The sequence below is a fragment of the Candidatus Pristimantibacillus lignocellulolyticus genome, assembly GCA_023639215.1.
Classification (GTDB): domain Bacteria; phylum Bacillota; class Bacilli; order Paenibacillales; family Paenibacillaceae; genus Pristimantibacillus; species Pristimantibacillus lignocellulolyticus.
The window spans coordinates 2,573,650-2,592,244 of the sequence record CP097899.1; the positions used below are offsets into that span (position 1 = coordinate 2,573,650).

Consider the following 18,595-nt stretch of genomic DNA (forward strand, 5'->3'; position numbering starts at 1 on the left):
TTTTTTTGAAATTTTTTGATGAACTTAATTCATCGGATATTTATTTGTCGTTAGTTATAAAAGCGACTTTTATTCTTAAATAAGGAACAGTGTATATGAAAATATGTACTGTTCCTTATTTTTTTGTCTCAAAAACACTATTTGCATGAAAGTGATCTTGCAAAATTAGTGGATTTTCAAAGTTAAGAAATAAAGATTGTCCGTTATTAAGGCTTTTTGATGATGAACTTTATTCAACGGGCAAAAAATCTAGAAATTATAAAATGAAATTACAAAAAAATATCAAATGCCTGATTTGCAATAAGGCAAAGGATACATATTGTTTCGCACTAATCCATCAGGATTGTTGTGTGATGCAATAGAAGTACCTTACCTTGTTGCGCTCATTTTCAGGACAAAGGGTCTGTGTACTTCTGCACAGACCTATTTTTGTGTCCTTTGCCGCCATTGCAGTCCGGCGGAGAGGATGCAAAATGAAAATTACAATTCGCTATAATGACAAGCTAACAAATTTAGAGGTACCGGACGAGGACTTCACATTAATGATTGATGCAGATTATGAGGACAGGCTATCTACTGCCGAGGATAAAGAAACGGTGGCCCGCCGTTTGCCACAGGAGATTATGGACGAGCGTTTCAACAAACCTGAGTATAACAATTTGCACAAGTTTGATAGAAACAGAGGGATGCCAAAGAAGCCATTTCGTAAGGATGCTGAAGCCAAGGATGATACCGATCATATGGACTATTTTCCTGACAAATTAGATAAAAGGGCTCGTGAGAAAAAAGAAGAGTATGAATATTGCTGTGAGATTATTCGTAGCATTCTTAAGCCAAAACATTCAGAACCCTTTATTGCTGTATATCTTGATGGCATGTCAATGACTGACTATGCAAAAAGTGTAGGTGTAAGTAAAAGTGCTATTTCACATCGCTTGGCTACCGCTAAGAAAAATTTGAAAAAAGTTTTTCCGAATTCCTCAACTTTCCCCTCTTGCCACGGCTAATAGGTAGAGGGTTGCACATAAAGGCTCTCGGAAAGAGGTGAACCAAATGCAACACAATTTGAAAATCAGTGTTTCAAAAACTCCACAGTCTGGCGGGATTGTCACTTGCCGTAATGTCACTATAAGGGAACGTTTCCTTCGTTTCTTACTTGGTGATAAGCAGAAACTGACTATCCTTGTTCCGGGTTACACGGTACAGGAACTCGCCATCAGTGAGATTAAGGAGGGGGGATTAAACCATGAGCAAAATCAAACTACTCCTTGATGTGGTTTCTGATATGCGTTCCTTGGCAGACAGCATACAAGCGGTTGCAGAAGTAATGGCGGGTAATGAACCTGTCAAAAAAGAAGAGCCGACTACATCTACAAAAGAGTCTGAGCCGAAGAAAACGGAAAAGCAAAAGAAGAAGGAAATTACGTTAGAGGAAGTCAGAGCGAAACTCGCTGAAAAGAGTCAAGCTGGCCTTACTGCCCAAGTGAGGGAGATTATTGAAAAATACGGAGGCTCTAAGTTAAGCGAAGTTGTCCCAAAACATTATGCAGATATGCTAAAAGATGCGGAGGTACTTGGCAATGAGTGATCATGCAGTACTTTCTGCATCAGGGTCGCATAGGTGGTTGAACTGCCTTCCATCTGCAAGATTGGAACTGGAGTTCGCAAATAAAGAATCCAATGCAGCGGCAGAAGGCACTGCTGCACACAATCTTTGCGAACATAAACTTAAAAAAGCACTTCATATAAGAAACAAGCGTCCTGTTTCGCCTTATAACACCGACGAGATGGAAGAACACAGCGATGCCTATGTGGAATTTGTAATGGAACAGCTTGAATTGGCGAAGCAAAGCTGTACGGACCCGTTAGTACTTATTGAACAACGTCTTGATTTTTCCCGCTATGTACCACATGGGTTCGGAACAGGTGACTGCATCATCATTGCAGATAAAAAACTCCATATTATTGATTTCAAGTATGGCTTGGGTGTGTTGGTAGATGTGGTGGATAATCCTCAGATGAAATTGTACGCACTTGGAGCTTTGGAAATCTACGATAGCCTGTATGACATCGAGGAGGTTTCCATGACTATATTCCAACCGCGTAGAGAGAATGTCAGCACATGGACAATCCCAGTAGATGAGCTAAAAGACTGGGCAGAAAATGAACTGATACCAAAGGCGAAGAAGGCCTATGATGGCGAAGGTGAATATCTTCCGGGTGAGTGGTGTACTTTTTGCCGAGCGGCTGTTAAATGTCGTGCAAGGGCTGAGGAAAAACTGAAACTAGCACAATTGGAGTTTAAATTGCCGCCCCTACTTACGGACTCAGAAATTGAGGAAGTTCTATCTAAACTAACCGACCTTACGAGGTGGGCAAATGAAATCATGGCCTATGCTACGGATGCTGCAGTCAATCACGGTAAGGAGTGGCAAGGATTTAAGATAGTTCAGGGTCGATCTATTCGCAAATATAAGGATGAAGGTGCTGTGGCTGAAGTAGCCAAGGCAAACGGATATAAGGATATTTACCGTCAGAGTCTCATTACCCTTACAGAAATGCAGAAGCTGATGGGCAAGACAAAATTTGAAGAAATCCTTGGTGGTCTCATACATAAGCCGCCAGGAAAGCCGACGCTGGTTCCACTTTCAGATAAGCGGCAAGCTATGAAACTATCAAACGTAAAAAACGAATTTAATGAAGTTATGGAGGAATTGGAAAATGAATAATCAAAATAGAACGAAGGTTGTTACAAGTATGAAAATACGTCTCAGCTACTTTCACGGATGGGAACCGGTATCCATTAATGGCGGAGCGGAAAAGTACAGTGTATCGGTATTGATTCCAAAGACAGACAAGGAAACCATCAATGCAATCAATGCAGCAGTAGATGCAGCTATTGAAGAGGGCATCGCTAAGTTCGGTGGTAAGAAACCAAATAAGGCTGCCATCAAACTGCCACTTAGAGATGGTGATGTAGAACGTGATGATGAGGCTTATAAAGGTCATTATTTTGTAAATGCCAACAGCAATACTCCACCTCAGATTGTAGACAAAGCGGTCAGACCTATCCTGGATCGTAACGAGGTTTACAGCGGTTGCTATGCCAGAGTGTCTCTAAATTTCTATGCTTTCAATTCTAACGGCAATAAGGGTGTGGCTTGCGGACTTGGCAATATACAGAAGGTAAGGGACGGAGAGCCTTTGGGCGGCAGAACCAATGCTGCGGATGATTTCACCACTGTTGAAGATGATGATTTCTTGGCATAACAGCCGAATAACTAACCAAGCGAGGTGGCGGAGGATGTTCTTCTGCCATCTTGTCTGTATTGGAAAGGACGACAATATATGAATTCTATTTCTGTTGATATAGAGACGTTTTCAAGTGTCAATCTTCAAAAGTGCGGAGTTTACCGTTATGTCGAGAGTGATGATTTTGAAATTCTGCTATTTGGATATTCCGTTGATCATGGCGAAGTACAGGTTGTTGATCTTGCATGTGGAGAGGAAATACCGGAGGAAATTATCAATGCCCTCATGGATGATTCCGTTACCAAGTGGGCTTTTAATGCGATGTTCGAGCGTGTCTGTCTATCAAAATGGTTTAACCTTACTGAATATCTTGACCCTGCATCATGGAAATGCTCCATGATATGGTCAGCATATATGGGACTACCTCTTTCTTTAGAGGGTGTTGGTGCTGTTTTAGGGTTGGAAAGACAAAAGCTAATTGGGGGTAAAGATCTTATCAGATACTTCTGTACACCTTGCTCTCCTACAAAGTCAAATGGCGGTCGAGTGCGTAATCTGCCTGAACATGACTCGGATAAATGGGAGCGTTTTAAGGCATATAACCTCCGTGACGTGGAAGCCGAAATGTCCATACAGCAGAGATTATCCAAGTTCCAGATACCGGAGAATATATGGGCGGAATATCATCTCGACCAGGAGATCAATGATCGTGGCATTGCCATTGATATGACTTTTGTCAAACAGGCTGTCGCTATAGATAAACATACTCGTGAAAAGCTAACTGCCCTTATGCAGGACATGACCAATCTAGAGAATCCAAATTCGGTGCAACAAATGAAAGGTTGGCTTTCCGAGAATGGGTTAGAAACAGACACCCTTGGTAAAAAAGCAGTTGCAGAGATGTTAAAGACAGCACCTGAACCACTAGGCAATGTTTTAGAACTTCGTCAGCAGCTTGCAAAATCATCGGTGAAGAAATACACAGCAATGGAAAATGCGGTATGTCATGACAGCCGTGCCAGAGGGATGTTTCAGTTTTATGGAGCAAATAGAACCGGCAGATTTTCTGGCAGATTAATTCAATTACAAAATCTCCCTCAAAACCATATGCCCGATTTGGAACAGGCACGTGCTTTAGTTCGTAGCGGAAACTTTGATGCCCTTATGCTGCTCTACGATTCTGTACCAGAGGTCTTATCCGAACTTATTCGTACTGCTTTCATACCCCGTGATGGAATGAAATTCATCGTTGCAGACTTTTCAGCCATTGAGGCTCGTGTCATTGCCTGGCTTGCGGGTGAAAAATGGAGAACAGAAGTTTCCCAAAAGGGTGGGGACATTTACTGTGCCAGTGCCTCTCAGATGTTTAATGTACCTGTTGAAAAACACGGTGTGAATGGACATCTCCGTCAAAAAGGGAAAATTGCAGAGCTTGCCCTTGGTTACGGCGGTTCTGTTGGAGCTTTAAAATCAATGGGTGCTTTGGAGATGGGGATTAAAGAAGATGAGTTGCAGCCGCTTGTAACCGCTTGGCGACAATCCAATCCCAATATTACAAAACTATGGTGGGATGTTGACCGTGCAGTAAAAACCTGTGTTAAGCAGAAAACTCCCACAGAGACACATGGTATTAAATTCAGATATCAAAGTGGGATGCTCTTTATTGTTCTTCCTTCTGGCAGACGGCTTGCCTATGTGAAACCTCGTATGGGGGTGAATGTGTTCGATGGTGAGTCGGTTACTTATGAAGGTATCGGTGGGACGAAGAAATGGGAAAGAATTGAAAGTTATGGGCCAAAATTTGTCGAGAATATTGTTCAAGCAATCAGCCGTGATATTTTATGTCATGCCATGCAGACATTAAAGGATTGTTCTATTGTAGCTCATGTTCATGATAAAATTATCATCGAGGCGGATATGAATATGTCACTTTCTGCTATCTGTGAACAGGTGGCTAGAACACCAAGCTGGGCAAATGGTCTGTTACTTAGCGCTGATGGCTATGAATGTCAGTTTTATCAAAAAGATTAAATGAATTAGTATTCGGATTATCGTGTGGTAAGAAGATAAAAGACCTTCAAATTTTAAATAATGAAAACGGGATAGCACTTATTTTATGATTAGTACGTGCTATCTCGTTTTTTTTTTGTAAATGTGTTAAATTGTGGAATGGGCATTATTAAATAACTTCAGGTGGTTTCCTTATATATTTGTTTTATGCATAGTGCTTTTTATTTCCCTGTTTCACCAAATTGCTTGATTCGTTCACCAATTTCGTCACGAACACGCTGAAATTCAGACCACTCTTTTCCAGCCGGATCATCGAATCCCCAGTGTTCACGTTTAACATGCGGCGGTGTGATTGGGCATTTATCCGCAGCATCTCCACATAATGTAACTACCAAATCAGCATTATTTAAGATTTCAGGATCAATTATATCTGATGTTTGATTGGAAATATCAATATCTACTTCACTCATTGCTTTAACAGCATTTGGATTTAACCCATGCGCTTCAATTCCGGCACTTTTGACTTCCCATTCAGCACCTAGATTTTTTTTAGCCCAGCCTTCTGCCATTTGGCTTCTGCAAGAGTTTCCAGTACATAAAAAGTAAATTGTTTTTTTAGACATGATGTATATCTCCTTTTAGTTAATTAATAAAGAAAAGTATAGACCTATTAAGGTAATAAGTAGAATTGGGATCGTTAAAACAATACCTGTTTTGAAATAGGTTCCCCATGAAATTTTGACTCCCTTTAGAGATAAAACATGGAGCCATACTAAAGTAGCTAACGATCCGATTGGTGTGATTTTCGGACCTAAGTCAGACCCAATTACATTTGCATAAATAAGAGCTTCCCGAATAGTACCAGATGTGTTGGTTTCAGCAATAGCCAAGGCATCAATCATCACAGTTGGCATATTATTCATCAAAGATGATAAGAAAGCCGCTATAAAGCTCATACTTATCGTGGCAACAAATAAACCTTGTTCAGCAGTTGATTGGATAACGCTAGCTAACGATTCAGTTAGCCAAGCATTTCCTAAACCATTTACGACCACATACATCCCAATCGAGAAAAATACAATATTCCACGGTGCACCTTTTACAACTGTTTTTGTATTAACTGCATTACTCCTTCTTGCCATTAATAAAAAGAAGATGGCAACGACCCCTGCAACAAGTGAAACAGGGATATGAGTGAATTCGCTAGAAAAGTAACCAATCAGTAATATCCCAAGAACATACCAAGAAAGTCGAAACATTTTAAAGTCCTTAATTGCTTCTACAGGTTTTCTTAATTTAGATAAGTCATACGTGTTTGGTATATTATTTCTAAAATAAATTAATAAGACCGTAATCGTTGCTACTATTGAGAAAAGGTTAGTAATAATCATTTTTGAAGCATACTCTACAAATCCAATGTTAAAGAAATCTGCAGATACAATGTTAACTAAGTTACTTACTACGAATGGTAAAGATGTCGTATCTGCAATAAATCCACTCGCCATAATAAATGGAAAGATCATCTTTTCTTTAAATTTCAAATTACGAACCATTGCTAAAACAATTGGCGTCAAAATTAAGGCAGCTCCATCATTTGCAAATAGTGCAGCGACGATGGCTCCTAAAATGCTAATATAGACAAACATTTTAATTCCATTTCCCTTAGCAGCTCTGGCCATATGTAGTGCTGCCCATTCAAATAACCCAATCTCGTCTAAAATCAGTGAAATAAGAATGATTGCTACAAATGATAATGTCGCATTCCAGGTAATTCCGATCACTTCAAGTACATCATTAAATCCAACTACACCTAATAATAAAGCTAAAATAGCCCCGCCACATGCACTCCAACCAATATTTAATCCTTTTGGCTGCCAGATAACGAGAATAAGTGTTGCTAAAAAAATTATTGTTGCTAATATTGCTGTAATCACTAAATTTAACCTCCATCACTCAGAAGTTTTACCTTTCATTGATAGCTTATTTAAAGCGCTTGAAATGGCTGGAGCAAAAATCGTTAGTAAATATGATGAAATACAAGTATTGTATAAAAAGTATACACTCAGTTTGAAATTTAGACTCCCTTGTAAAAAAGTCACATTATCCCCAGAGGATAAAGACTATTCACGTTACAACACATTTAAATATGTAACAATAGGAAAAATAAATGTTGAAGTAGGTTATAAGTTGTCTTGGCGTAAATGGGGCAAGCATGAAAAATTAATAAAACAAACGCAAACTATGACATCTGAAGATTTATTAAGAAAGGTGTTCTTATACATATTTTCGCTTCCGCTAATTATGGATGAAGAAGAAAAGGCACATATCCTAGAGGAAGAAAAAAGATTGATAGAAGAACGGGAGAGGGAATTACTTAGAGAACGGAGAGAAAAAGAGCGTAAAAAAACTGAGGATTTGCTGGCTAACTCAATAAACTATTTTTACTCGAAACTAATAAAGGAATACATTTCTGCCGAGCTGGATGAAACAACAGATGAATATAAATGGGCTATGGATAAGGCAAATTGGATTCAGGATTCTAGTAAACATCCGGATGATTTGTTAACAGAAAAAGACAAAGAAGAATTACTTAACATAAAAACGACGAATAAATACTTTTTATGAAAAAAGATTAATAGTAACAGTTCAAAAATTTTTGAATGGCAGTGAAGAAATGTGATAGAGGTGAATGATTTGCTTGATTTAAGGGAATTGGTAGAGGACTTTTTCCTGTACGTACAGGTTAATGCAGTTGAAATTTATAATGAATTTAGCCTTCAGCATGAGCTGGGGATATTCCTGCGTGAAAGAATTTCAGGGTATCGGATTCAATTTGAAAGGAATGTGTCATATTTCACAACAGACACCAAAACCATTAAAAAGGAAATTGATATTACTATATTTAATGGAGAAAAATCTGAAAGGTATGCTATTGAACTAAAATGTCCATTAAATGACCAGTATCCAGAGCAGATGTATTCATTCGTGAAGGATATTAAATTCATGGAAGAACTTAAAAGTCGGGGATTTACTAAAACAGCTACTGTTACCCTTGTCTCAAATAGGCCTTTCTATGAAGGCCGCAACAATGAGGGCATTTATAGGTTTTTCAGAGAAGAACATTCAGTTTATGGTAGTATTTTCAAACCAACAGGTGTAGGAAAAAATGAAGATTGCATTACCCTATCAGGTAGATATAATTTTATCTGGAAGAACTTAAGCGAGGGGCGTAAATATTACATAATTGAGATTTGAAGTAGTTAGGGGGGATTTAAGGATGGCTCTACTTCAAGATGAATTAAAAATAAAAAAGATTCATGAATTACTTAAAATGAAGTTAGCCTTACCATCATATCAACGTCCATATAGTTGGAGTGTGAAATCTACAAATACGCTTTTTCTTGATACTTTTAACGCTTATCAAGAAAGTGTACAAGAATATAGGATTGGCTCTGTAATTTTACATAAGGACAATGGAAGATACAACGTTGTGGATGGCCAACAGCGACTTACAACCCTTTCGATTCTTCTATACTGTTTAGGTTATGAGGATCAGGGGCTGTTACGAGAAAAATATAGTCAACTATCTAATGATGCAATAGTGACTAATTTTAGTATTTTATCTAAGCGGATAAATGAACTTTCGGAAGATGTACAAAGCAAATACAAAGAATATCTACTCGAACATTGTAGTGCAGTTCAAATTGTCACAGATAGCGAGCAAGAAGCTTTTCAGTTCTTTGATTCACAAAATTCCCGTGGCAAAGAGTTAAAACCACATGATTTGTTGAAATCATACCATTTGCGAGAAATGAATAGTGAAGATGAGAACCAAAAAGTGAAAATCATAAATAGCTGGGAAAACATAAACCAAGATAATTTAGAAGATTTATTTAAAAGCTATTTGTACCCGCTGACTCAATGGTATAAGGGGAAAGAAGGATTAGGTTATTCTTCAAGTAAGATAGATTCATTCAAAGGAATTAAGGGAGCAAATATCTACAATTATGCAATTTACCATAAAGCAAGTAATCTATATGTAGAACAATTTAATACTAATGGTAGTAATGAATTGCTTTCCTCAAAATTATTAAATCAATTTCAATTGACACAACCCTTGATAGCTGGGAAACGATTCTTTAATTACACTCTTAATTACGGAAAATTATTAGAAAAAATACAAAAACAAATTAATCACTTTCATGACCATGATCAAATTCCAAGCAAGCGTTCTGGTGATATTTACATTAAGCAGTTGTATGAATGCTCGTTATTATTCTTTGCGGATAGGTTTGGTCTGGAGAGCTTAACCCAATCTGTGATGCAGCAACTTTATTCATGGAGTTATTCATTACGATTGGCAATGAATGCGGTGTATCCGCAGACTATCAATAAATATGCAAAAGGTCTGCATGAACGAGCAAACTTTGGGATTGATATGTTTTCGGCAATTAGCGAAATGGAGGATCCAGAAGGATTGAAGTTGCTTGCACTTAAACAGCCAGATATTGATGACAATAATCAAGAAAAATATAAAGCAGTGTATGAATTGCTTTGTGAATGGAATGGGTGGTAGGAGATGACTAGTGATTTAAAAATAATACCGGCATCACATGTTTTCGAAAACATCAATTATCTTGTGCCGATTTATCAACGTAATTATGCTTGGACTGAAACGCAAATAGAACAATTGATTGAGGATATTGAAAGCTCTATTGATGATTCTAATAAAAACTACTTCTTAGGGAATTTGATTGTCAATCAAACAGATAACAATGTTTACGAAGTGATTGATGGGCAGCAGCGATTAACAACTTTATATCTTCTTGAGAAGTATTTGGGGCTTGCATTTGCGAAAGAAGCATTGCGATTTGAGGCACGTGAAAAATCAAATCGTACCCTTTCTTATATCAGCGATAGCAGTAATCCAGATTTAATTGAAGAATTATCATCACCAGAAATCTTGTATGGTTTTCAAATCGTTGATAACTACTTCAAGAATAAAAATATCGATAAAAGTAGCTTTGTTCAAAAGTTGAATCGAGTTTTTCTTATTCGGGTCCAAGTCCCGCAGAACATTGATTTAAACCATTACTTTGAAATAATGAATACCCGTGGAGAGCAATTGGAACTTCATGAAATCGCTAAAGCTAAGTTGTTGGAAGTACTGGAAAATGATCATGACAAAAATATAGCATCGCTGATTTGGGAAAAATGTTCTGATATGAATTCGTATGTTCAGATGAATTTTGATGTGAATGTGCGAAGAAATATCTTTACTAAGAACTGGAGCAGTCTATGTCAATCAATTAAGGGCTTTGATTCGATAAAAAGAGAAATTTCGATAGTGGATAAATCAGTAGATAAAAAATCTTTGATTGATATCTTGAGAGATAATAAAATGCTTAATATAACAATCACACAATCGGAAGATGAGAATGAACGTTTTGAATCAACTATTTCATTTCCAAACTTCTTACTACAAGTCAATGCTGTCATGAGAAAACTCGGAGAAGAAGATGCAAGCCTTGATGACAAACACTTCCTTAATAATCTATCTTGGGCATGGTCAACACCCGAAAAAGCCAAGGATTTCTTGTTCCACCTATTGAAGTGTCGGGTGCTATTTGACAAGTATGTGTTAAAACGTGAGTTTGCTAGGGATTATAAAGAAACGGGTAAATGGTCCCTGCAACGTTTAGAAAAATATCGTGATAAAAAGAAAAATAGTGATAAACCTAAATACGTTGGTACATTTGGGGATGAAGGTAATGATAATAAGAAACTAAGAACGCTTCAATCTTGTTTACGTATTACTTATACATCACCTAAAACAATGCACTGGATTACGGTTATTTTATCTAACTTGTTAGAAAACGAAGGAACTGACATTATTGCCTTGTTAGAGAACTATTGTCATAAGAAGGTTGTTGATTCTGATTACCAAAACGTGAGTGGCTTTGGAGTTGAACGAATTGTATTTTCATATCTTGATTATTTAATTTATCGAGATGGTTATTCATATAATGAGAAGGAAATCCTATCACCACTTCAAGATGATTGGCAATTTCAATTTAGAAGCTCCATCGAGCATTTTCAACCGCAAAATCCGGTGGAAGGAGAACGTTGGAAACAAGACGACTTGAACGGATTCGGTAATTTAGCGTTGATAACAGTTTCAGGGAACTCTAAGTTTTCTAACTTGCCACCGGGTGGAAAAATCAATTCATATCCGAGTATCATCAATCAAAGTTTGAAATTGAAAGTCATGGAAAAAATGACAAGACTAGGTGATGGGAAGTGGACAGAAGAAAAGTCAAGTATTCATAAAGATGAAATGTTCGACATTTTGAAAAATAAAGGGTAGAACACTTCAGATAATTAGAAGTAATAAATGGATATGTTTGCAAGAACCTCTAAAACGAGAAACTATCCGAAACACAGGAAATTGCTGAACTTCTTAAGTTTAAGACATGGGGTTAATAAAAAACATACTTGAGATAAGGAGAAAAAGTTTATGACAAAGCATATGGTTACTGAGAATGAGGTTAAGAAAGCACTAGATATCGACAGCTTCAGAAATATGTCTAAAGACAAAATCATGGAGTTCGTTTCTGCAATTCCGAATATGGATAAAGATGTTGCAATTAAAATTATTTAACAGTTTCCTGCTTACACTGAATCAGCAAATAATATGCTTGCTCAGTTAAATACCATGTGCAATAACGCAATGAAGGAAAATGGCGAAAGCCAGAAGGAAGCAATTGAGGCATATAAGAAAATACTAAATGACCTTGGTGAGCTCTTAAAAAAGGACACAATTACTGCTGAAGAAAGAGTACAAATAACTGAACAGATGATCACTGTTGCAGATCGTATTTCAGCAAAGGATACTGAAAACAAGGATTTTCTTAATGGAATAATTAAGTATGGAGTTCCTATCATAGGAGGTGCGCTTGTATTGGGGGCTACAATCTTAGGTGTGAATGTTAAGGGCACTAAGATTCCGGCCTTGAAAAAATAGCAGTAGATATGCTTCCGAGAACTATAGAATTGTTGATATGTTTCCGTCTACCGATAATGAGATAAACGCAGTGGTTATGTTTCCGAGAACGGACACACTCAAATGACATTCATTCTATCCTCTCGAGCCATGTGGAGTGTGTGGCTTTGCTAACATTGGAGGGGCAGGATTAATTCCTACGCTCCTTGCTTAAGATATGGATATATCCGCTCATCCTCAATATTGAGGTGTAGCAAATGCTTTACTTGCTTTTCGAAGACTTGGATGTTTGTGTCCAGGTCTTTTTCTTTTTTAACTTGCGTTTTTTTTGTTTTGTTTTTTCGAAGAGGCGCGTTCCAGTATACAACTCTTTGTCTATCAATTATTTGTTCTGTTCTTTTGGCTCAGCCTTACTTATAATGTCTTCAGCTAGTTTATTTTTATATTTCCTGTATTTTCGTTCTAAATAGATCATAGCGTCTTGATATAAGATAAAGTCGAAAAGCCGCATCAAACAGTCATACTGTTCATGTGGCTTTTCATCGTATGAAATTCAAGTAGAAGGAGTATGGGGACTTAAGCTCAAATTCGCAAAATCTTTAATGGACTGTCAGGTTTAAAGCACAGTGCAGCGAAAATTGCGCTCATGCCGTCTAATAAGTGGAGGTGATAATTCAGTGAAGCTGGCCGGCTCGAATAACAAGGAAAATTTCCCTAAAGATCCCTCTCAAGCTCTAGAGCAGCTGATGGAAAGCTTTGGCTCCACGATCATGCGCACCGCTTATTTTTATACAGGAGATCGGCATTTTGCCGAGGATATCAGTCAGGAGGTATTTCTTCGCGCTTATCGCAACTGGAACTCGTTTCGTGGAGATAGCGCGGTTAAAACCTGGTTGACGACGATCGCTATCAACGTTTGCAGAGACAAGATGGGCGTGCGGATGTTTACGGAACAGCCGACCGATCCAAGCCTGATGGAGCGGGAACGGATATTCAACGTGGAAGAAGAAGCGCTTAAAAGATTGCAGAAAAGCGAGATTTTGCAGCATATGCTGCGTCTGCCTCTGCCGTATCAGGAGGCTTTGTATTTATATTATTATCTGGACTTAAACACTCGGGAAATTGCGAAAGCGACGTCGTCGCCCGAAGGTACCGTGAGAAACAGACTGCACCGGGCGCGCGAGGCGTTGGCTCGGGAAATGCGCAAGGAGGAGACAACTGATGACGGACATGGAGCGTAATTTACGTCAAAATTTGCAAAAGGAGATGGATGATATGTTGTTTTCTACAATGGATTTAAGCGATAGCGATAAACAGAAGATCAGGAAACAAGCCGCAACGGAGCAGAGAAGCCGCCGCCGATTCGTTCTTCCGAAAGCCTGGCTTGGAGGAGCGGCAGCTCTGGTCGCGGCAGTCGTCATAGTGACGCGATTGCCGATGCTGCAAGATCCCGCCACAGTCCCAACTCCAACGGAAAATTCGTCGGTAATCGTGCAGCCCGGAAACGGAGGAGCTGCAGGTTCGGAGTTGTCCCAATTGATTACAACTCCATTCGGAACGGTGGAGGAAGCGAAAGCAGCTTTCGGTTCCGGTGTGCTTGTTCCTCAAGTTGCCCCGGAAGGCTTCGAGCTAGCTGAGATCGTCGGCGTGGGAATGAAGGACCAACCACTCAGAGATTTAAACTTCACATACAGCTTAGGTGATAAGACGGTGACGTTCAGCGCGAGCCGCATGCCGACGGCGTCCCCGACGGACCTGTTCACACAGACCAAAGTGGGCGGTGCGGACGGTATTATTTTCGAGCAAGCCGAGTTCACGGAGCTGTTCTGGGTGGTTGACGGCATTCAGTATGGCGTGTCCGGTCCGATTTCGGGCGATGAAGCCATGAAGGTAGCCGAATCGGTTGAGCCTTAATGAGTTGATGTGGGTATGTTGGTATGGAACGACTAATAGCTGAGAAGTGTTGGAGAGAAAAAGTTAAAGAGGGGCTGCAGCCCCTCTTTTTTGTTTCTTTAAGATGATATGTAATTTAATAAAAGATTCTCTTGCAGAAATTAACTTATGAATGGAGTTAGTTAGTGTTTTTTCTTATAAAGTATTCTCGGGCATCTGTTTGCACCTTTTCAGGTAAAGTATGAGCGAGTTCCTTATTTAACCATGCAAGTGTTTTATTACGAAGGAACTTACGCATATATTCTTCTGCTTCAAGCATCGTTATATTAATCGTACAAGTAGGATTGCCGGAAGTACAGGTACAGGAAGACCAATCTTTATCTGAATACATAAGATTAGTTTTTAATATATTTTTACATTGAAAAATTGGTTTTACTCCTTCAACTGCTTCTATTACATCCCAAAAAGAAATCTCTTCGGGAGACTTAGCTAATTTATAACCACCCTTTACCCCAGGTGTAGAACTTACAATACCTGCCTTAGACAATTTACCTAGAACTTTCGAAAGATACGTTTCTGAGAGTCCTTGAAATTCTGAAAGGTCTTTTATTCCAATGCTTTCCTCTTCAGGTATGTCTATTAAATAGACTAGGCTATGCAAAGCATATTCAACCATAACACTATACTGCATATGAAAAATCACCTACTTTCATCTTATAAAGACTTTAATAAAAATAGTATAGCACCTATTTCCTTTTTGCAAATTTACATAGATTACAACTCGAATTAGTTTGACATAAAAATGGGGGTGATGTATTATGGATTAAGTTAATCGACGATTAAGTTAATCCATAATACAACGGGAATAAATTCATTTAGGAGGATAACATCCATGAGTAAACTACTAATCATAAATGCACATCCAGAATCTGATTCTAAAACCTCAGCAAGTCTGAATGTATTTAATTATTTTTTGAAAGTATATAAAGAGAAGCACCCAAGTGATGAAGTTATTGATCAAATAAATCTATACGACGATGAAGTACCCATGTTAGATAAAACAGTCTTAAGTGCATGGAAGAAACAAACAAAAGGTGAACAATTAACGAGTCAAGAAAAAGAACTAACTGATCGCATGAATGAGATATTAAAGCAATTCAAAAGTGCTAATAAGTATGTAATTGTTTATCCTTTGCATAACTTTAATATTCCTTCAAAACTAAAGGATTATATGGATAATATTATGATTGCAAGGGAAACGTTTAAGTATACCGATACTGGTTCAGTCGGCCTTCTTAAAGATGGAAGAAGTATCGTTGCTATTCAAGCTAGTGGTGCAATTTACACCAATAATGACTGGTATACCGAAGTGGAATACTCACATAAGTATCTTAAGTCGATGTTTAATTTCTTTGGTATTGAGGATTATGAAATTGTTCGAATACAAGGGACTTCTATATTGGATAAAGACGAAGTATTACAAAAGGGATATAAAGAGGCGGAGGAATCCGCTTCTAAATTAGCATTGAAATAAGTTAGCGAAGATTTTTTCAGTGACCGACACCCAACCCGTGTGGAGTGTGTGAGAAGTTACTCTTGCCCACAGAATTGCCACATAATCATCATATACACCAAACCAGTCTTGATATACATCAGGCTGGTTTTTTTTGTTTTTCTGTACTTATCTAATTGGAAAAAAGGTTGAACACAAAAAAGTAGTAAAGAATTTCATACTTATGAACAAATGGTGAACTTAGTATGATGTAATCAGAACCAACAAATACAGAAGAGATAAAGGTGAGGATGCATGATAAACAAACCGACAACTAAGTTCGGGCAACTAGTCGATAAGATTGATGGAAGGGTTTTCTTACTTATATCCCTTATGCTAGGGCTTTTAACTTGGCAACTCGTATCGATGACAAGTGCAGGTGCAGTATTTGCTGGGCCAGTTGAAACGTTTAATGCTTTTATTAAGGAGCTTTCCAATGGGAAATTGCTTGAGCACACGTACGTAAGCTTGTATCGTGTATTAGGAGGATTTATTTTAGCGTTAATTATAGCTATTCCGGTAGCATTCCTGATGGGTTGGTACAAAATATGCCGCATGATTGTAGAACCGTGGATTCAATTTTTGAGAACGATTCCACCAATCGCTTATATCCCTCTAGTAATAGTAGCTCAAGGCGTTGGCGAAAGCGCCAAAATAACTGTAATCTTTGTTGCATCGTTTCTAGTCATGGTCGTATCGATCTATCAAGGGGTTCGCAACGTTGACGTTACTTTGATTAAAGCGTCTCGTGTACTTGGAGCAAGGGATCGAGATATCTTTTTCAGAGTCATTATTCCAGCTTCATTTCCGTTTATTCTAGTTGCGTTGCGTCTAGGTCTTAGTGCAGCATTAACGACTCTTATCGCGGCAGAGCTTACTGGAGCTCAGGTTGGCCTTGGTCAAATGATTCAGGAAGCAAGCCTGTACTTTAGAATGGAAATCGTTATTTTAGGAATTGTCGTTATTGGAATACTTGGTTTTATTTTAGATAAAACACTACTTTATTTAGAAAGGAAGCTGGCAGGATGGCAGGAAGTGCGGAGCGTATAATACTAAGTCAACCAAAGGTCATTGTCGATAAAGTAAGAAAGGTTTATCAATCTAGTCGTGGCGAGGTTATTGCGCTTAATGATACAAATCTTACGATTCATAACAATGAATTTATATGTGTGGTTGGCCCGTCCGGATGCGGAAAAACAACTTTACTTAATATATTGGCGGGGTTAGATGATCCAACTTCAGGGGAAGTCAGAATTGACGGTAAGTTAGTTCATGGACCTAGCAACGAACGCGGGGTCGTATTCCAGCAATATGCCCTTTTCCCATGGTTAACAGTGAAACAAAACGTTGAGTTTGGTTTGAAACTGAAAAAAATGGGTAAAGGCGAGCGTAAGTCGATTGCGGAGAAATATATAGAAACTGTAGGACTTAAAGATTTTGCAAATGCATTCCCAAAGGAATTGTCAGGTGGTATGAAGCAGCGTGTTGCTATTGCAAGAGCTTATGCGGTTAATCCAAAACTACTGTTGCTTGATGAGCCGTTTGGCGCATTGGATGCGCAGACGCGGACACAGCTCCAGGTTGAACTTCTCAAAACATGGGAGCAGGAGCAAAAAACATGCTTCTTCATTACTCATGATGTAGAGGAAGCAGTGCTGTTGGCAAGTAGGGTTGTCGTAATGAGCGCCCGACCAGGACGCATCAAAACGATTATTGATATTGATCTTAAGCATCCACGGACACAGGAAACACGCATGTCCAAGGAGTTTAACGATATAAAGAATGAAATTTGGAGCCAGGTGTATGAAGAGTATTTGGAAGCCAAAAAATAATCGGAATGAGGGATCGTTTTGAAAAAGTGGGTCACTATGATGTTGGCAGTAATTCTTGTGTTTACAGTAGCCGCATGCGGCAAAGCAAATGATGGATCAAGTAAACCGGAAGATGGTACTTCTTCAACAGTAAAGATGGATAAACTGCGCATTGCTTATCATCCCAATATGGGAGGCTCATCAGCCATTATTACAGGTATTAAGAAAGACTTTTTCAAAGAGCAAAATTTAGAAATTGAGCTTGTAAAGTTTACTAGTGGCCCGACGGAAGTAGCTGCAATGGTTTCTGGAGATATTGATTTGGGCTATGTTGGACATGGTGCTCATTTTCTAGCAGTAGAAGGAAAAGTGAAAATTATCTCGCTCGATGTATTGAGTAAGGCTGAAGAGTTAATGGTTCGCACTGGCTCAGATATTAAGTCTGTGAAAGATTTGAAGGGCAAAACCGTGGCGACACAGCTTGGAACATCCGGTGATATTGTACTTGATTTGGCATTGAAAAAAGAAAATATGACACGCGATGATGTGAAGCTTATTAATATGGATATGGCAGGTGCAGTTTCTGCTTTTATCGCTAATAAGGTTGATGCGGTTATTGTATGGGCTCCTTATTCCACAGAAATTAAAAAGGCAGTGGGCAAGGACGATATTACCGTTCTGGCAAACAGCGCAAGCTTCAGCGACGAATTTGTCTTCCCAGCTAGCTGGGTAGTTACACCAGAATATTTGAGTGAAAATGAAGATAAAGTTGTCCGTTTCTTAAAAGCGTTGCATAAAGCGATGGATTATCGTCTTGATAATTTGGATGAGGTCGTTTCATTTGTAGCTGAGCTAAACGATACTCCGAAGGAGTCCGTAGAGCAGGAAGTAGAAACTGGAGTATGGCTACAAGGTAAAGAAGTTCAAAAACTTTTCGAGGACGGAACAGCGAAAAAATGGTATGAACAGCAACAGAAATTGTTTATAGACAGCGGTAAGCTTGAAAAAGGCGCACCTGTTGAAGATTATGTAACGTTTGATCTTATGAAAAAAGTAATAGAATAGATAAAACTT

20 protein-coding genes are annotated in these 18,595 nt (G+C 38.5%); 17 read left to right on the forward strand and 3 right to left on the reverse strand.

Features of this window, described 5'->3' with window-relative positions; all coding sequences use genetic code 11:
• Positions 1-473 precede the first annotated feature (473 nt).
• From NAG76_10800 to NAG76_10820, 5 genes are all read left to right on the forward strand, one after another.
• Entirely contained in the window at positions 474-1,007 is a 534-nt protein-coding gene (locus tag NAG76_10800; protein URN96673.1) for a sigma-70 family RNA polymerase sigma factor, read from the forward strand.
• Positions 1,008-1,246: 239 nt separating this feature from the next.
• Complete coding sequence (locus NAG76_10805) at positions 1,247-1,588, forward strand: rRNA biogenesis protein rrp5 (GenBank protein URN96674.1); 342 nt, start codon at positions 1,247-1,249, stop codon at positions 1,586-1,588.
• A complete protein-coding gene (locus NAG76_10810; protein URN96675.1) occupies positions 1,581-2,729 on the forward strand; it encodes a DUF2800 domain-containing protein in 1,149 nt (382 codons plus the stop codon). The genes NAG76_10805 and NAG76_10810 overlap by 8 nt, the downstream gene beginning before the upstream one ends.
• Positions 2,722-3,270, forward strand: a complete 549-nt coding sequence (locus tag NAG76_10815) for a DUF2815 family protein (GenBank protein ID URN96676.1) — start codon at positions 2,722-2,724, stop codon at positions 3,268-3,270. The genes NAG76_10810 and NAG76_10815 overlap by 8 nt, the downstream gene beginning before the upstream one ends.
• A gap of 78 nt (positions 3,271-3,348) precedes the next feature.
• On the forward strand, positions 3,349-5,283 hold the full coding sequence (locus NAG76_10820) for a DNA polymerase (protein URN96677.1): 1,935 nt from the start codon (positions 3,349-3,351) through the stop codon (positions 5,281-5,283).
• A gap of 200 nt (positions 5,284-5,483) precedes the next feature.
• Here the strand turns inward: NAG76_10820 and arsC are convergent, their stop codons facing one another.
• Together arsC and NAG76_10830 are read right to left on the reverse strand one after the other, a co-directional pair.
• Positions 5,484-5,885, reverse strand: coding sequence for an arsenate reductase (thioredoxin) (gene arsC, locus NAG76_10825; GenBank protein ID URN96678.1), 402 nt, complete (start codon positions 5,883-5,885; stop codon positions 5,484-5,486).
• A 15-nt stretch (positions 5,886-5,900) separates the two neighbouring features.
• The gene (locus NAG76_10830) at positions 5,901-7,196 is read right to left on the reverse strand and encodes an arsenic transporter (protein URN96679.1); all 1,296 of its coding nucleotides are present in this window, start codon (positions 7,194-7,196) and stop codon (positions 5,901-5,903) included.
• Between the two features lie 64 nt (positions 7,197-7,260).
• Between NAG76_10830 and NAG76_10835 the strand changes: the two genes are divergently transcribed.
• The 8 genes from NAG76_10835 to NAG76_10870 all read left to right on the forward strand — a co-directional run bounded on the left by NAG76_10835 (position 7,261) and on the right by NAG76_10870 (position 14,179).
• Positions 7,261-7,887 (forward strand): hypothetical protein, encoded by a 627-nt coding sequence (locus tag NAG76_10835; protein URN96680.1) that lies wholly within the window; start codon positions 7,261-7,263, stop codon positions 7,885-7,887.
• Positions 7,888-7,938: 51 nt separating this feature from the next.
• Complete coding sequence (locus NAG76_10840) at positions 7,939-8,517, forward strand: hypothetical protein (protein URN96681.1); 579 nt, start codon at positions 7,939-7,941, stop codon at positions 8,515-8,517.
• A gap of 22 nt (positions 8,518-8,539) precedes the next feature.
• Positions 8,540-9,838 carry a DUF262 domain-containing protein gene (locus NAG76_10845; protein URN96682.1) on the forward strand — a complete coding sequence of 433 codons (1,299 nt, stop codon included), beginning with the start codon at positions 8,540-8,542 and terminating at the stop codon, positions 9,836-9,838.
• A gap of 3 nt (positions 9,839-9,841) precedes the next feature.
• Entirely contained in the window at positions 9,842-11,629 is a 1,788-nt protein-coding gene (locus tag NAG76_10850; GenBank protein URN96683.1) for a DUF262 domain-containing HNH endonuclease family protein, read from the forward strand.
• A gap of 150 nt (positions 11,630-11,779) precedes the next feature.
• A complete protein-coding gene (locus tag NAG76_10855) occupies positions 11,780-11,923 on the forward strand; it encodes a hypothetical protein (protein ID URN96684.1) in 144 nt (47 codons plus the stop codon).
• Between the two features lie 69 nt (positions 11,924-11,992).
• Complete coding sequence (locus NAG76_10860) at positions 11,993-12,286, forward strand: hypothetical protein (GenBank protein URN96685.1); 294 nt, start codon at positions 11,993-11,995, stop codon at positions 12,284-12,286.
• A 656-nt stretch (positions 12,287-12,942) separates the two neighbouring features.
• Entirely contained in the window at positions 12,943-13,506 is a 564-nt protein-coding gene (locus NAG76_10865; GenBank protein ID URN96686.1) for a sigma-70 family RNA polymerase sigma factor, read from the forward strand.
• Positions 13,487-14,179: a DUF4367 domain-containing protein gene (locus tag NAG76_10870; GenBank protein URN96687.1), complete on the forward strand. Its 693-nt coding sequence runs from the start codon at positions 13,487-13,489 to the stop codon at positions 14,177-14,179. The genes NAG76_10865 and NAG76_10870 overlap by 20 nt, the downstream gene beginning before the upstream one ends.
• Before the next feature lie 157 nt (positions 14,180-14,336).
• Here the strand turns inward: NAG76_10870 and NAG76_10875 are convergent, their stop codons facing one another.
• Positions 14,337-14,849: an Rrf2 family transcriptional regulator gene (locus tag NAG76_10875; GenBank protein URN96688.1), complete on the reverse strand. Its 513-nt coding sequence runs from the start codon at positions 14,847-14,849 to the stop codon at positions 14,337-14,339.
• Positions 14,850-15,050: 201 nt separating this feature from the next.
• Here NAG76_10875 and NAG76_10880 point away from each other — a divergent pair, with 201 nt between their 5' ends.
• The 4 genes from NAG76_10880 (at position 15,051) to NAG76_10895 (ending at position 18,586) form a co-directional block, all read left to right on the forward strand.
• Positions 15,051-15,692, forward strand: coding sequence for an NAD(P)H-dependent oxidoreductase (locus NAG76_10880; GenBank protein URN96689.1), 642 nt, complete (start codon positions 15,051-15,053; stop codon positions 15,690-15,692).
• A 273-nt stretch (positions 15,693-15,965) separates the two neighbouring features.
• Entirely contained in the window at positions 15,966-16,760 is a 795-nt protein-coding gene (locus tag NAG76_10885) for an ABC transporter permease (protein URN96690.1), read from the forward strand.
• On the forward strand, positions 16,736-17,542 hold the full coding sequence (locus tag NAG76_10890; GenBank protein URN96691.1) for an ABC transporter ATP-binding protein: 807 nt from the start codon (positions 16,736-16,738) through the stop codon (positions 17,540-17,542). The genes NAG76_10885 and NAG76_10890 overlap by 25 nt, the downstream gene beginning before the upstream one ends.
• Before the next feature lie 18 nt (positions 17,543-17,560).
• Positions 17,561-18,586, forward strand: coding sequence for an aliphatic sulfonate ABC transporter substrate-binding protein (locus NAG76_10895; protein URN96692.1), 1,026 nt, complete (start codon positions 17,561-17,563; stop codon positions 18,584-18,586).
• The last annotated feature ends 9 nt before the right edge of the window (positions 18,587-18,595 follow it).

Bases quoted from the DNA above. Each gene is read 5' to 3' on its own strand.
- NAG76_10800 (URN96673.1), top strand. From the start codon at position 474: ATGAAAATTACAATTCGCTATAATGACAAGCTAACAAATTTAGAGGTA.
- NAG76_10805 (URN96674.1), top strand. From the start codon at position 1,247: ATGAGCAAAATCAAACTACTCCTTGATGTGGTTTCTGATATGCGTTCC.
- NAG76_10810 (URN96675.1), top strand. From the start codon at position 1,581: ATGAGTGATCATGCAGTACTTTCTGCATCAGGGTCGCATAGGTGGTTG.
- NAG76_10815 (URN96676.1), top strand. From the start codon at position 2,722: ATGAATAATCAAAATAGAACGAAGGTTGTTACAAGTATGAAAATACGT.
- NAG76_10820 (URN96677.1), top strand. From the start codon at position 3,349: ATGAATTCTATTTCTGTTGATATAGAGACGTTTTCAAGTGTCAATCTT.
- arsC (URN96678.1), bottom strand. From the start codon at position 5,885: ATGTCTAAAAAAACAATTTACTTTTTATGTACTGGAAACTCTTGCAGA.
- NAG76_10835 (URN96680.1), top strand. From the start codon at position 7,261: ATGGCTGGAGCAAAAATCGTTAGTAAATATGATGAAATACAAGTATTG.
- NAG76_10845 (URN96682.1), top strand. From the start codon at position 8,540: ATGGCTCTACTTCAAGATGAATTAAAAATAAAAAAGATTCATGAATTA.
- NAG76_10850 (URN96683.1), top strand. From the start codon at position 9,842: ATGACTAGTGATTTAAAAATAATACCGGCATCACATGTTTTCGAAAAC.
- NAG76_10855 (URN96684.1), top strand. From the start codon at position 11,780: ATGACAAAGCATATGGTTACTGAGAATGAGGTTAAGAAAGCACTAGAT.
- NAG76_10860 (URN96685.1), top strand. From the start codon at position 11,993: ATGAAGGAAAATGGCGAAAGCCAGAAGGAAGCAATTGAGGCATATAAG.
- NAG76_10870 (URN96687.1), top strand. From the start codon at position 13,487: ATGACGGACATGGAGCGTAATTTACGTCAAAATTTGCAAAAGGAGATG.
- NAG76_10875 (URN96688.1), bottom strand. From the start codon at position 14,849: ATGCAGTATAGTGTTATGGTTGAATATGCTTTGCATAGCCTAGTCTAT.
- NAG76_10880 (URN96689.1), top strand. From the start codon at position 15,051: ATGAGTAAACTACTAATCATAAATGCACATCCAGAATCTGATTCTAAA.
- NAG76_10885 (URN96690.1), top strand. From the start codon at position 15,966: ATGATAAACAAACCGACAACTAAGTTCGGGCAACTAGTCGATAAGATT.
- NAG76_10890 (URN96691.1), top strand. From the start codon at position 16,736: ATGGCAGGAAGTGCGGAGCGTATAATACTAAGTCAACCAAAGGTCATT.